This is a genomic window from Achromobacter sp. 413638, from assembly GCF_043119405.1.
Lineage (GTDB): Bacteria > Pseudomonadota > Gammaproteobacteria > Burkholderiales > Burkholderiaceae_B > Achromobacter.
In genome coordinates this window covers 40,505-53,029 of the sequence record NZ_JBICCO010000017.1, presented here as the reverse complement: position 1 = coordinate 53,029, position 12,525 = coordinate 40,505, and the positions used below count along the sequence as shown (strand labels likewise).

At 64.3% G+C, this 12,525-nt stretch carries 12 protein-coding genes; 6 read left to right on the top strand and 6 right to left on the bottom strand.

All coding sequences use genetic code 11. The features are described 5' to 3' along the window. The first annotated feature begins 8 nt into the window (after window positions 1-8). The gene (locus ACEU5R_RS09640) at window positions 9-386 is read left to right on the top strand and encodes a hypothetical protein (RefSeq protein ID WP_392409984.1); all 378 of its coding nucleotides are present in this window, start codon (window positions 9-11) and stop codon (window positions 384-386) included. A gap of 45 nt (window positions 387-431) precedes the next feature. Here the strand turns inward: ACEU5R_RS09640 and ACEU5R_RS09635 are convergent, their stop codons facing one another. From ACEU5R_RS09635 to ACEU5R_RS09625, 3 genes are read right to left on the bottom strand one after another with little or no spacing between them, the layout of a single operon-like run. Further along, window positions 432-896, bottom strand: a complete 465-nt coding sequence (locus ACEU5R_RS09635) for a hypothetical protein (protein WP_392409983.1) — start codon at window positions 894-896, stop codon at window positions 432-434. Window positions 897-932: 36 nt separating this feature from the next. After that, complete coding sequence (locus ACEU5R_RS09630) at window positions 933-1,301, bottom strand: Imm8 family immunity protein (RefSeq protein WP_392409982.1); 369 nt, start codon at window positions 1,299-1,301, stop codon at window positions 933-935. Next, window positions 1,298-1,735, bottom strand: coding sequence for a hypothetical protein (locus tag ACEU5R_RS09625; protein ID WP_392409980.1), 438 nt, complete (start codon window positions 1,733-1,735; stop codon window positions 1,298-1,300). The genes ACEU5R_RS09630 and ACEU5R_RS09625 overlap by 4 nt, the downstream gene beginning before the upstream one ends. A 595-nt stretch (window positions 1,736-2,330) precedes the next feature. On the opposite strand from ACEU5R_RS09625, the gene ACEU5R_RS09620 reads away from it, so the two are divergent. The 3 genes from ACEU5R_RS09620 to ACEU5R_RS09610 all read left to right on the top strand — a co-directional run bounded on the left by ACEU5R_RS09620 (window position 2,331) and on the right by ACEU5R_RS09610 (window position 7,082). Next, window positions 2,331-5,627, top strand: coding sequence for a hypothetical protein (locus ACEU5R_RS09620; RefSeq protein WP_392409979.1), 3,297 nt, complete (start codon window positions 2,331-2,333; stop codon window positions 5,625-5,627). 278 nt (window positions 5,628-5,905) lie between these two features. Further along, on the top strand, window positions 5,906-6,238 hold the full coding sequence (locus tag ACEU5R_RS09615) for a hypothetical protein (protein WP_392409978.1): 333 nt from the start codon (window positions 5,906-5,908) through the stop codon (window positions 6,236-6,238). A gap of 400 nt (window positions 6,239-6,638) precedes the next feature. Beyond that, a complete protein-coding gene (locus tag ACEU5R_RS09610) occupies window positions 6,639-7,082 on the top strand; it encodes a DUF695 domain-containing protein (RefSeq protein ID WP_392409977.1) in 444 nt (147 codons plus the stop codon). A gap of 22 nt (window positions 7,083-7,104) precedes the next feature. Here ACEU5R_RS09610 and ACEU5R_RS09605 read toward each other — a convergent pair whose 3' ends face one another. The 3 genes from ACEU5R_RS09605 to ACEU5R_RS09595 form a co-directional block, all read right to left on the bottom strand. Then, window positions 7,105-7,545 (bottom strand): hypothetical protein, encoded by a 441-nt coding sequence (locus ACEU5R_RS09605; RefSeq protein ID WP_103274142.1) that lies wholly within the window; start codon window positions 7,543-7,545, stop codon window positions 7,105-7,107. 127 nt (window positions 7,546-7,672) lie between these two features. Beyond that, window positions 7,673-8,086, bottom strand: a complete 414-nt coding sequence (locus ACEU5R_RS09600) for a PaaI family thioesterase (protein WP_392409976.1) — start codon at window positions 8,084-8,086, stop codon at window positions 7,673-7,675. A 147-nt stretch (window positions 8,087-8,233) separates the two neighbouring features. Continuing rightward, window positions 8,234-9,301 (bottom strand): hypothetical protein, encoded by a 1,068-nt coding sequence (locus ACEU5R_RS09595; RefSeq protein WP_392409975.1) that lies wholly within the window; start codon window positions 9,299-9,301, stop codon window positions 8,234-8,236. 556 nt (window positions 9,302-9,857) lie between these two features. On the opposite strand from ACEU5R_RS09595, the gene ACEU5R_RS09590 reads away from it, so the two are divergent. Then, complete coding sequence (locus ACEU5R_RS09590; protein ID WP_392409974.1) at window positions 9,858-11,939, top strand: PIG-L family deacetylase; 2,082 nt, start codon at window positions 9,858-9,860, stop codon at window positions 11,937-11,939. Between the two features lie 8 nt (window positions 11,940-11,947). Beyond that, the gene (locus tag ACEU5R_RS09585) at window positions 11,948-12,517 is read left to right on the top strand and encodes a cysteine hydrolase family protein (RefSeq protein ID WP_392409973.1); all 570 of its coding nucleotides are present in this window, start codon (window positions 11,948-11,950) and stop codon (window positions 12,515-12,517) included. The last annotated feature ends 8 nt before the right edge of the window (window positions 12,518-12,525 follow it).

The window sequence follows — 12,525 nt, the reverse complement described above, 5'->3', positions numbered from 1 at the left end:
GAACGCCCATGCCACCTGTCCCCACGAACCTGGCCGATCTATTCCAAACAGGAACCGGCCTCACCGGCCCCGCCTGGATGCCGGTCTACGACCTGGCCGCCTATCTGACGGCGGCGGATCAGGCAACGGGCTGGAGCTCCGACATGATGGCCGCGCGCGAGCTGGACAGGCTGCGGCTTGCCGAGTACCAGGCCATCGTCGATCTATGCGCAGCATTCCAGCCGGCAGGGTTTGATGGCGGCAGCCATTACCAGCGCGTCGATCCGTCGGACGCCCGCCTGATTGCGATCCTGGCCGAGAACGCCGCCGGTCCCCATCCGAGTTATGCGCGCTTGCTGTCGCGCCTGGTCGAAAGCGGCGTATTGGCGCGGCGCGCGGGTGCGTGAGCCTGACGGTCTGCGCTCCTCCCGCCTCCTGCCCTACTTCCCACCCTACTTCCCGCGCTGCTTCTTGCGCCGCCTCTTGCCCCAGGTTTCCTGGAACACGCTGATGTACTCCAGCACGGTCTCGTCAGGAATCGATTGCCCCAGGTTCTCGAAATCATCATGTTCTTCCGGCAAGGGCAGCCCCACGCCGTCGATGCCGTTGATCACGATGCACCCGGCATACTCGGTTTGAGCGTGGGTGTTCTGGATCACCTGCAATACGGTCATGCCGGGCCAGATCAGTCCGGCGTAGCTGCCCTGGAACCTGGAGTTGGCGCAGACTGTGGTAATCAATCTGTCCGCGTCATACGCGATGGATATCAGGTCATCGCCCACAAAGGCCCATGACGCCTCCCTGTCATCACGCACCAGATAATGCGTGGACAGCTTGTCCAGGTAGAGGTCCACGCTCTCACCCAGCTTGATGCCGCCCAGCGAGACGCCCGGCTTGATTTCCCTGTCGATCAACATTTGGTTTTTCTGAATGGTGGTCGTTGAAGCCTGGCCTTACGCGGAATAGTCTTCATACTCCCAGTTGAAGTACCGCTGTAGCACCGCGCAGGATTCTTCCCAGCTGCCTCTCGCGCAATCGCGCACGATGTCGTCCAGCAAGGCGGTCAGCTGCTTCCAGTCGAAATCGGATATCACCAGCGTGCGGTGCTTCACCATGCAAAAGCCGCCGCCATGCCGCCGCAAGGCCTCGGGCGTGGCGACGCGGACATGGAACATATTGGAGGCGCGCTCGCCCCGCAAGCCGATCTCCAGGTCCAGGCCCAGGAATACCTGTTCCCGGCTGTCCGGCCGCCATGATGGCAAGGCGTCGAGGTTCGAGGAAGCAATGTCCTTGATTTCCAGGGGAACCGCGCGCTTTTTCATTGCTGGCTTCCGAATCCCCGCAAGGCCACCCGGACGCGGCGGCCGCGCTCGAACAGCGACGGGTCAAAGCGCTGTTCGAATTCGGCATAGGCGAGATTGATGGCGTCGCCGTCATCGAGCGTCAGCATTTCCTGGTTGTTGTAGATGAACTTCATGAGGTTGGCGATCACCGCGTCGTTTTGCACTCGGGCATGGATGAAGGCTAACAGCGTGTCCCTGATCTGTTGCTTGTTGCTGCCTGTGAAGTAGTCGGCGATGCCGTGATTGCTACCGTCGGAAATCATGCGGGCTACGAGGGGCTTGCCGTGGAGGAGGATGGGCATTTTTCCGGAATCGATCGTCTTGGGGACGACGAAGGCGCCTACGTTGGCGAAGGAACGGTAGTCGGTTGATGATTCGTTCTTGGTTTCGAAATAGAGGAAGAATGCGGTCATCTTGGTCGGGGCTTGGGCTTGGGGAGGGGCCTGTGTGGGGCGGTAGCTGTTGGGCTATGGCGCGGGGGGGCTCCAGCTTTTCCCGCGCATACGTGGTTTGAGGCTAGCTTTGAGAATGTGGCGGTGTGGCCCCTCCAGACCAGAAATGACCATTGCTCGCAGCACGACGAGGGATGCTGGATACTATCTACACTTTAGCCTCCCTCCGCTCCCAGATTGGTCATCATCTTGAACTGGGCGGAGCGTTCCACCACTATCGTCAGTTATCGACCAGAAGCGGGCTTTCGAAGCGCGACACGGCAGAACCCGGGGAGTAAAGGCGGCTCCGCCGGAGATACAGCCTAAACGGGCGCTTGACGGCATTTCGACCGAAATGACTATGGGGTAGAGCCGCTCGACGACGAGCCTTAAGCGGAGGCCTACTCGCGCCGCAACTCGGCGAAAACTCCTAAGCACGCAATGCTTGAGAAAATATCTGCGAGCGCATTCCAGATGCGTAGGCTCCCAGTAAAGCGTCATAATGTTCCCAATTTACATCGCATTAGCGCGGTGCACGATTTGTCTGGCTTATCCGGCGTGCTCTATATTTGTGCACATGACAGACGATCTACCCGAAGACAGCCCGCGTTATACGCCGTCCAGCTTTATGCGGAAGCGGCGCCCATACCTGTTTTCAGACACACGCGGCGGCACAGAATTCGCGCTCACACGGGAAGTGCTGGCAAACCACCTGGATACGATCACGGCGCGCAATGAAGAGAATGTTTTCGAGAAATTCGCACGCAAGCTGGCCGCCGTCGAAATCTGCCCAAATTTACGTCCAAACACTGGCCCCAGTGGCGGAGGAGATGGCAAGGTTGACACTGAAACCTACGAAGTCAGCCCGGAGATTTCCGACCGCTGGTACATAGGGCAGCTAGAGGCCGCGTCTGAACGCTGGGCGTTTGCTATCAGCGCCAAGGAACAGTGGAAGGGCAAGGTTCGCAGCGACATTAAAAAGATAGCCGAGACAGATCGCGGCTACACCAAAATCTACTTCATCACGAGCCGCAATGCGCGCGCGAAAGACCGGGCCGACATCGAGTTGGCGCTCCTGAAAGAGTATGGCGTGCCTGTCACCATCCTTGATCAGGCCTGGATTCTGGAGTGCGTGTTCGAGCACGGGCGCGCGCCGCTTGCCGTGACCGCCCTCGGCATGAGCGACGAGCTTAAGCGCCAAACCACTGAAACCGGCCCACGTGACCAAGTGCGCATCAAAGAGCTTGAGACGCTGGACGCGCAGATTGCGGATACGTCCCGAGTGCCGACCCTTATCGCTGAAGACATGCTGGAGGCCGCGCTTGCGGCCCGTGGCCTTGAACGACCCCGCTCTGAAGTTGAGGGGCGTTTTACGCAGGCCCGCCGCGTCGCACGGAAGGCGGGAAACCATCTGCTCGAATACAAGATCGTCTATAACTGGGCGTGGACAGCGAACTTCTGGTTCGACGACTTCGACCTTCTGTCAGAGCTGTACGGTGATGCCGCAGACTTGGTTGTGGACCTAGGACACGTAGAACTGGCCTCCAAGCTGACAAACCTGTGGTCCGTGCTGCGCATGGCCGTACTCGCCGGCGCCCTGGACGAAACGCAGGCCAAGATCTCGGAGCGTAAAGTCACGCTCGCGAAAGTTCTCGCCGATATCGCGGCCGATAAGACTCGGCCCAACAGTGCGCTGCATGCCCGATCGCTACAACTGTTCGTCGAGATGATCAATCGCCGCCATGAGCACCCCGATGAGCCCATGGACGATATCTGGGTGGCGCTTCGCGAAGTGGTCGCCGGCGCCGACGGATACGGCACGTTTCCTTTCGAACAGCTCGCGGATTCGCTCACGGAGCTTGGAACTTGTATCAAGGACAGTGGCGCTTTCGACACGCTGTTTTCCGCCATCGCAGAAGTGCAGGCACAGCGAACAGGTGAGGGCGAAGCGGCGACCATGTTGGTGACCCGTGGCCATCAGAAGCTGGAGCAAGGCGAACCCTATGAGGCGATCCGCTGGTTCGGCAAGGCGATCGACCGCCTTGTGAAGAAAGAATTTGAACGCGAGCTGATGCTCGCGCTGGGTGGCCTTGCTATGGCGTACGACAAGGTCGGATTATGGTGGGCGGCGCGGGTCTGCGCACTCTCCGTCATCAGCCATCAGGTAACGGCGGGCACTATGGTAGACGGCAGTCTGGGCTCAATTAGCCCCGCGATGCTGCACGGACTTATGCGTATGGAACTATCTCTTGGGCGGGTAGGCTACGCCATACTCGCACATCAGCTCGAGCTAATCGTTCAAAACGCACGTGGGATAAACGACGAAGCCGTTGATCGGTGCCGCCATGGCAACGCGATGCTAATGAGCGCGTTGCTGATCAGAACGCCGTTCAAGCGGCGAGAAGACCTCACGCGTCTGCCTGATATTCTTGATCAGTATGCGTTGTTTGAAGCGCGGATGCCGGTGCTGTTCCTGCTTGGTCGGCTCGACCAACTACGAGAAGAAGGCTCGATTCCGCCAGATTTCGGCGATAACGAAATGCAGGCCCTCATCCAAGCGCTATGGGATGCCGGCCCGGAACACGGCATCCGAACGACGCCGAAGTTGACCCTTGATGACATGCGCGTGCTCTCAGCCCGCATCCTCGGCGTTAAGCTGACCTTTGAGACAGACGCAGATGTGCAGGGAATACAGATCGCGGAAACGATACTTGGTGTGATCGAGAGCTTCGTCGCCACAAGCCTCGGCGCGCGGGTGCTGCCAAACGTCGACAGGTTGACCGTGCGTGTGACTGCGGATGTGGCGCATATCGCCGCGCCCTCGATCCGATTCGAGAGCGCGCGGGGCTCCTCCATTGGCGTCATAACCTACAGCCCGAGCTTTGCAGGTGAGTCGCGGGAAGACGCCCAAGCCTTCCGAAATTTTTGCCATCAGACACTCGCCCTGATCGTTGGCCGCATGATGGGCTTCGCCGACCCCCAGCAATGGCTTGAGCAACTTGCCGTCGAAGAGCGGGTGTTCGACCGTGCGCTCATCTTCTGCAACGTGCCGTTGATGACGCGCAACGTCTTCGGCAAGGGCATCCCCGTACCGCTAGCCCTCGCTGAGCAAGAGCCCATTCTCTATCCCGATCAACGCACCCAAGCTTGGACGCCTACTGGATACGAGCGTCCCGCAGGCCCGCCGGTCTTTGGTGAAGGCGAGCCGCCGCTTGGCAGCTTCGACATGAAGGAGATGCCGCATACTGCTTATGAAGTGCGCTCTCCGATCGACGTGGAGACGTGGAACCGGGCGCAGTGGAACGGCTCAGCCTTCATATACCTGCCCGCGCCATGTGACGACATTCCGTTTCTCGGCCTCTCCTTCGAAAACCGTGAAGCCGCTGAAGAAATTTTTACCGGCTGGCATGCGCGCATCGGCAGCGACGATGGCACCGAGCATTTGCGGATCACCATCCTGCGTGGCGTCGATAACAAAGATCCCAATGCCTATTGCGTGTCGATCGGCCCGCCAATGCATTTCGGGGACGAGCAGAAAGGCTGGCAGCTGTTCGGCCATGTCACTCGCAACAACCGCATGTATCCAAAAACTAGCGTGCATCTTGATGCTTTCCTTGGAGCCTATGCCCACGCGGGCTCGTTTCTGCTTGTGCCGTTTCATCTTCCAGGGAGGCGCGGCCAGCCAATCCCTATCCCGGTCAAACCGATCCCCATGCACGAACTTCACGTCAGGCAGGCGTGGGAGGTTAGCGACAACGATCCCGATGTGATGGCGCTACGACCGGACGACGATCCCTACATACCGCCTGGCATCGAGAACCCTCCCGTGCTGCGCGCGCTGGCGCGCGTTCGCCGAATCAAGGATAGGGCTTAGGGCGAGCGACCGCTCAGGGTCGACAATAGACAACCCAGACACCTGCCATACCCACTCTGCCCAACCCAGAACGTAACCCCGTCCGATTCCTCGAATCCCCCTTCCCCACCTCCCCTATACTCCCCCCACTACCGCACAAAACGGTAGTCCGGGATGGAAGCCGGAAAGGCCACAGGTGGACGGCCGCCAAATGGCGGCTTTTTCATGTCCGCTTGTCTCCGCACGTCCCCAAGGACGGCCCCAGGCATAGCGGACTCCAAGCACTACCGGAGCTTGTCATGCAATCCCACCCCCTCACTCAAAACCCCTGGTCCATCCCCACCGACCCAGAACTCGGCCTGATCCCCCTCGCCCCGCTCCATCACATCGACCGCGCCCGCAACGCCATCGAGACCATCGCCCGCATGGTCGGCAATAGCGCCGCCGAGCCCGACGCCACCGGCGCGCAGCCTCTGGACGCATGGACCGTCGCCTCATTGATGGGCGGCGTGGAATGCCTGTGCGAGCACCTGGGCGTCCTGACCGAGACCATGCTGGAACAGGCCCGCGCGCTCGACGCAGCCGCGGAGCCCGGCGCGGCGCAGCATGCCGCGCCCGCGGTCATTCAATAAGACCCGCCTAGTCGTAGCAAACGCCTGCCGGTATCCCTAGCCAGATTGCCGGCAGGCAATCAATCGCACACCCAACCCGCGCCCTGTTCCGGCGCATCAAGCCTGCCGCGCATCCATCATCGCAACCTGCATGCGATAGACTCTCGCGTTGTTCGACATTTGAAGACAAGCTACGCCCAGGTCCCGGACGACGGTAGAAATGGCGGGCGATATCGCGACGCTCATTCCGCAAGACGGCTCTGGCTTTCCTTGAGAGCGCCATCCGCCGAACGCTACGTCGAGACGCCGCGAGAATCGGCCCGGCATACGTCCTGCCCGTCCTCAAAACCATCCGCGCAAGCTTGTCCCAGCAACAACCGCCGCCCCACATCGGTCCGGCATCCACACAGGAATCTTCTTCATGAGCAGCATTTTTCCAGGCGATCTGTGGTCGGTAGGCGAAGCCCGGATCGACGGCCTGTCGGTCATCGTTCGTTTTCGTACCGGGCTGCCGTCAGCGTCCGCGCGTCAGGCCAATGACAATCTGATCATCATCTCCTGGCCGTACCAGGGCGTCGAATCCGGCATGCCCAATGAGGAAGACAAGCAGCACACCAACAATTTCGAAGAGGCTATCGAAAAGGGCTTCGAAGACTCCCCCATCGGCGTGCAGGTGGCGTGCCTGACCGGCAATCACCAGAAGGAATGGCGTTACTACACCCACGACGTCGAGGCCTTCCTGGACGCGTTCAACGCCTGCATGGCGGGGCATCCGGCCTATCCCTTGCAGCTGCGCACGTACAAGGATCCCGACTGGAATGCCCTGTCGGGATTGCAGCCCGAAGGCTCAGACCAGCTTCATTGAGCGGCGCGGCGGCGGCTGCGCGTCAGACCGCCGCCAGGAATGCGTCGGCGTCCCCGGCCTCGCATTTCCAGTCGGCAAAGACGCCGACCAGATCGCACTGCGCGCAGCGGCAGCCGATGTAGTACCAGCGCACGTCATTGCTGTCTTCATACAGGGCGACGCCCGACAGCAGTTCAAACACTTCGCCGTCGCACACGCAGGGGTGGCGTGCCGGCTCGGCCTCGTCCGCGTAGCTGGCGCTATCACCCATGTAGTGTTCGTTGCCGCAGGCAGTGCAGGTGCGCAGCGCGACGCCGGCGTCTTCGTCAGTGTCCAGCGTGAAGGTCTTGCCGCCGCAGGCGCAGGCCGAGGCGGCGTAGCGGGTGGCCTCGTAGACGTTGTCGGCGCTGTAGCGGCGCATTTCCGTCCGCAGGTCTTCCTGCGTCGTGCCGTACCAGAACTTCCCTTTCTTTTTCAGCGTCATGCCTTGCGCTCCTGTGTTCCCGGGCGGACCGGCGGCGCGCGCCGTGTGCCGGGAACAGTGATCGTCGATGGTGGCGAGCGGCGCGGCGTCATTCGGCGCGTCGCCCACGGACGGCATTATCCAACGATCACCAGAGTATGACCTGCGAGCAGCGGAACAGCGCCAGCTTGCGGCCGGTGGCGTCGAGCACGTTGGCGGACCAGATCTGCGTGGTGCGGCCCATGTGGTCGGCGATGGCTTCCACGCTCAGCACGCCTTCGCGGGCGGTGCCGAGGAAGTTGGATTTCAGTTCCAAGGTGGTGAAGCCCTTGGCGCCTTCGGGCAGGTGCGCCATGGTGGCGTAGCCGGCGCAGGTGTCGGCCAGCATGACCAGGCTGGCGGCGTGCAGGTAGCCATTGGGCGCCATCATCCAGGGCGCGACGGTCATTTCCATGCTCATGCGTCCTTCGGACAGGGCCAGCGGCCGCACGCCGTAGGTGTCGGGCAGCGTGCCGCGCTGGCGTTCGAGGAAATTATCCAGGGTGATTCCGGGACGAAGCATCTTGCGTTCCTTGGTCGGTTGAATACGGTGGCTATGCGATCTTGTGCGCCATGACGATACCCGGTCCGCGCGCGCAGGGGTATCGAACACCGTATGGCCGGCCGGGGCTTGCCGGGGCCCGTCGGGCGGACGGGGCCCCTGCCTGCCTCATGCGATGGCGCGCGGCCGCGCCGAGCGCAGCCAGCACACCAGCGTGCAGCCCATCAGCAGAAAGCCGATGTAGCCGTAGATGGGATAGACCACGCCGACCAGCTTGATGAAGCCGACGAAGCTGCCGGCCAGCGCGGCGATGCCGGCGACGCTGGTGCCCAGGCGGAACGGCGTGCCGCCGGCCGGCAGGATGCGGGCGACGAAGGCGTACAGCATGCCGACGGCGGTGTTCAGGATCATGCCGAAGATGGCCAGGGACATCAGGTGGCCCAGTCCCGGCGAGATCTGGGTGGCCAGCGCCAGCATGGGCATGGACACGCCGCCCAGGGTGTCGATGCGCAGGTACATGGCGGCGCCGATCAGCAGCATCAGGATGCCGAGCAGCACGCCGCCCAGGACGCCGCCCCACAGCGCGTTGCGGCGCGAGCTGGCCTGGCCGCCCATGATGACCAGGAACGGCATGCCGGCGACGATGTTGTAGGACACGTACAGGAAGGCGGCCACCAGCCACTGGCTGGCGCCGCGCGGCTGCTGTTGCGCGGCGGCCAGCAGCACGTCGTGGCTGGCGTGCGGGGTGCTGACGACATAGGCGGCGACCACGACGGTCAGGAACACCAGCAGCGGCGTGACGGCGCCGATGAAGGCGATGACCTGACGCACGTCCAGGCACACGATCAGCACGGTGGCGATGGTGGCCAGAACGCTGCCCCAGACTTCAGGCAGGTCCAGCCACTGCTGCAACAGCGAGCCGGCGCCGGCCAGCATCACGACCGTGATGGCGAACAGGAAGAAGGTGATGAGCAGGTCGAACACCATGCCCAGGTGCCGGCCCAGCAGGGCCTGGACGACTTCCTTGTGCGATTGCGCCCGCAGGCGCTGGCCCAGGGTCGAGAAGACCATGGACAGGAAAACGAAGGTCAGGCCCGCGACCACGCAGCCGATCAGGCCGTAGACGCCGAAGCTGGTGAAGAATTGCAGGATCTCCTGGCCCGAGGCGAAGCCCGCGCCGACGATCACGCCGACGAAGGCGCCGGCAATCTTGCTGATTTCCTTGAACGCGCTCATGCATGTCTCCGGTTTGTACTTGTGTATGTACTTATAGGTATGTACTGATGCGCTGCGGGCGCCCGAGAGCGTGGCGGGCTGTCCCCGGGGTTTGCGTGCCGTCCGTTGTTCACGGATGGCGCGCAGACGCCGGTTCGGCACGGCTCGCGGGCATGCGTCGGCGCCTGGGCGCGGCTAGTGGCACGCAGGCACGCGGAAGCGGGCCTGCCGTCCTTGCACGGGTGCGACGCAATAATTCTCGAATAGGAAAATTATCGGATTCGAGAATATTCCGCGCAAGCATTGCGGACTCGGGGTTTTCCCACGGTAGGCAAGAACCCATTCGAGCGCTTGGATGGACGCCCGGCGCGGCACGACTTGCCGCACGGGCCAGGACTTGCAGTCCGGCCTCGGTCGCGCAATGCGCGCCGTGCTCTGCCGCCAGGATCGTTGTGCAGGCGCTTCCCGCACGGGCCCGTCATCCGGCCGCACTACAATTCCCCACTTCGACCCCAGCCCGGCGTCCGCCGATCCCGACGCGCTTCGGAGACGCGCCGCCTGTCACGCAAGGACTGATATGCCCGCAACGATGGCCTGGCCGATACGCGCCGCCCGCGCCCTGCTGTGCGCGCTGGCCTGCCTGCTGCCGCTGGCCGCGCCGGCCGCCCCGCCCACGCTGGCGCAATGCCATGGCATCAAGGACCTGGCCTTTGTCGCGCACCTGGACGACGACCTGCTGTTCATGAACCCGGATATCGCCTCGAACGTCGAGGCGGGCGGCTGCGTGCGGCTGGTCTACCTGACCGCCAGCGACGCCGGCGAGGGCGACGGCTACATGCTGGGCCGCGAACGCGGCGTGCGCGCGGCCTATGCCTACATGGCGCATCAGCCCGATGAATGGACGGAAGACACGGCCGTGGCCGGCGGGCACACGATCGCGCGCTTCACGCTCAAGGGCAACCCGCGCGTGCAGCTGTGGCACATGCGCCTGAAGGATCCCTGGCTGGGCCAGGGCTGGGGCAGCCTGACGCCGCTGAGCCGCGTCGAGTCCGAGCCCGGCCAGAGCGCCGACACGCTGGGCCCGCATGCCGAACGCTACACCCGCCCCGATCTGGTCGACACGCTGGCCGACCTGATCCGCCAGTACGCGCCGACCACGGTGCGCCACCTGGACGACACCATCAGCGTGCCCTACACGCAGCTGTGCTGGCGCTGCGCGGGACACGGCCATCCCGACCATATCGCCAGCGCGCGGCTGGTGCGCGAGGCCATGCTGCGCGTGCCCGGCAATTACGCCGAGGCCGGCTATATCGACTACCCCAGCCAGGAACGCGCCAGCAACCTGGACCCGGCCGAGATCGCCGGCAAGTCGGTGATCTTCCAGCACTACGCCTGGAACGACTACCACTACTGCGCCGGCCCCAGCGGCTGCAAGGAGCCGGCCGGCCCGGCCGCCGCCTGGGTGCAGCGCGCCTATTACGTATCGCGCCAGGACATCACGCCGCAGCTTTACGCCGACGGGCGCGGCGGGCTGGTGGTGTTCGCCGCCGGCGAGACCAATGCGGCCGTCAATCGCTGGGACTCGGGCCAGCGCCGCTGGCAGAGTCTGGGCGGCCGCACCAACGGGCCGCTGGTCAGCTATACCCATGCCGACGGCACGGCGGGCCTGATGGCGCGCGATCCGCTGGGCGGCGTGTGGGCCAACAAGCAGCGCCATGACGGCACCTGGCAAGGCTGGCAGGCGCTGGGCGGCATGCGCGTGGCGCAGATTCCGGTGGTGGCGCCGCAGGGCGACGCGGCCGCCGTGGCGCTGGGCTACGACGACCAACTGCACTGGATCGCGCCGTCGGGCATCGACGGCAGCTGGGGTTCGTGGCAGGCCCTGCCGGCGCTGGACGGCGTGACCGGCTCGCCGGCCGCGGCGCGCGCCGCCGACGGGCGCTATGTGATCCTGGCCGCCACCTCGACGGGCGCGCTGTACTACACGCGCCAGTTGCCGGCTCCCAAGGGCAAGGCGCCCGCGTGGCAGGACTGGCGGCGCGTGCCGGCGCCGCAGGCGGCGGGCGGGCTGGCGGCGATCCGCGACCATGAGCGGCGCGTCGAGCTGTATTTCCGGCAGCGTGGCGACAATCATCTGATCCGGCTGGTGGAGGCCGGCGACACCAGCGATACGAACATGGACTGGAGCGAGCCGGCCGACCTGGGCGTGCCGTATATCGGCCGCCCGGCCGTGGGCGTGGACGCGCGGGGCAATGTCATGCTGGCGATTCTGGAACGACCCGGGGGCGCGCTCTGGCTGGTCGAGCGTGGCAAGCCGGCGAAGCTGGACGCCCTGGCCGCATCGCCGCCCGCGATGAGCGTGATCGGCGACACGGTGTACATCGTCGCCCGCGCCGCCGGCGCGCCGCAGCGTTACCAGGTGCTGTCGCGCCACGGCGGCGCGTGGGCGGCCAACCTGACGCTGGACGGCGTGCCCGCCAGCGGCGGCGGCCCTTTCAAGGCCGTGGCGGCGCGGCCGGCCGACCTGCCCAACCTGGGCGCGGGCGGGCCGAACCATGCGGTGGTGCTGCGCCCTTCGCCGGACCGCCCCGGCACGCTGGCCGTCGAGCGCATGCCCAGCCAGGCCTCGCGCACGGCCGAACCCACTTCCACGAACTGAGTCCACCCATGTCGTCCTCGCTTCCCGCGCCCGGCGCCGTGCTGCTGCTGATCGACCTGCAGCAGGCCATCGATCATCCCAGCTGGGGCCAGCGCAACAATCCCCAGGCCGAGGCGCAGATCGCGCGTCTGCTGGCGCACTGGCGCGGCCAGGGCTGGCCGGTGTGGCATGTGCGCCATGATTCCACGCATCCGCAATCGCACTACCGGCCGGGCCAGCCGGGGCATGCCTTCAAGCCGGAATCCCTGCCGGCGGCCGGCGAGCCGGTCATCGGCAAGCAGACCAACAACGCCTTCATCGGCACCGGCCTGGAACAGCGGCTGCGCGACGCGGGCCACGACGCCTTGGTCGTCGCCGGCGTCATCACCAACAACTCCGTCGAGGCCACGGTGCGCATGGCCGGCAACCTGGGTTTTCAGACCTGGCTGGTGGCCGACGGCTGTTTCACCTTCGGGCGCAAGGACTGGAACGGCGCGCCACGCGGCGCGGACGAGGTGCATGCCATGTCGCTGGCCAACCTGGACGGCGAATACTGCATGGTGGTCACGGCCGAGGCGCTGCTCGGCCGCTTTGCCTGAGCGGGACA

Bases quoted from the DNA above. Each gene is read 5' to 3' on its own strand.
- ACEU5R_RS09610 (WP_392409977.1), top strand. From the start codon at position 6,639: ATGAGCAGCATTTTTCCAGGCGATCTGTGGTCGGTAGGCGAAGCCCGG.
- ACEU5R_RS09595 (WP_392409975.1), bottom strand. From the start codon at position 9,301: ATGAGCGCGTTCAAGGAAATCAGCAAGATTGCCGGCGCCTTCGTCGGC.
- ACEU5R_RS09635 (WP_392409983.1), bottom strand. From the start codon at position 896: ATGTTGATCGACAGGGAAATCAAGCCGGGCGTCTCGCTGGGCGGCATC.
- ACEU5R_RS09605 (WP_103274142.1), bottom strand. From the start codon at position 7,545: ATGACGCTGAAAAAGAAAGGGAAGTTCTGGTACGGCACGACGCAGGAA.
- ACEU5R_RS09600 (WP_392409976.1), bottom strand. From the start codon at position 8,086: ATGCTTCGTCCCGGAATCACCCTGGATAATTTCCTCGAACGCCAGCGC.
- ACEU5R_RS09585 (WP_392409973.1), top strand. From the start codon at position 11,948: ATGTCGTCCTCGCTTCCCGCGCCCGGCGCCGTGCTGCTGCTGATCGAC.
- ACEU5R_RS09625 (WP_392409980.1), bottom strand. From the start codon at position 1,735: ATGACCGCATTCTTCCTCTATTTCGAAACCAAGAACGAATCATCAACC.
- ACEU5R_RS09615 (WP_392409978.1), top strand. From the start codon at position 5,906: ATGCAATCCCACCCCCTCACTCAAAACCCCTGGTCCATCCCCACCGAC.
- ACEU5R_RS09620 (WP_392409979.1), top strand. From the start codon at position 2,331: ATGACAGACGATCTACCCGAAGACAGCCCGCGTTATACGCCGTCCAGC.
- ACEU5R_RS09640 (WP_392409984.1), top strand. From the start codon at position 9: ATGCCACCTGTCCCCACGAACCTGGCCGATCTATTCCAAACAGGAACC.
- ACEU5R_RS09630 (WP_392409982.1), bottom strand. From the start codon at position 1,301: ATGAAAAAGCGCGCGGTTCCCCTGGAAATCAAGGACATTGCTTCCTCG.
- ACEU5R_RS09590 (WP_392409974.1), top strand. From the start codon at position 9,858: ATGCCCGCAACGATGGCCTGGCCGATACGCGCCGCCCGCGCCCTGCTG.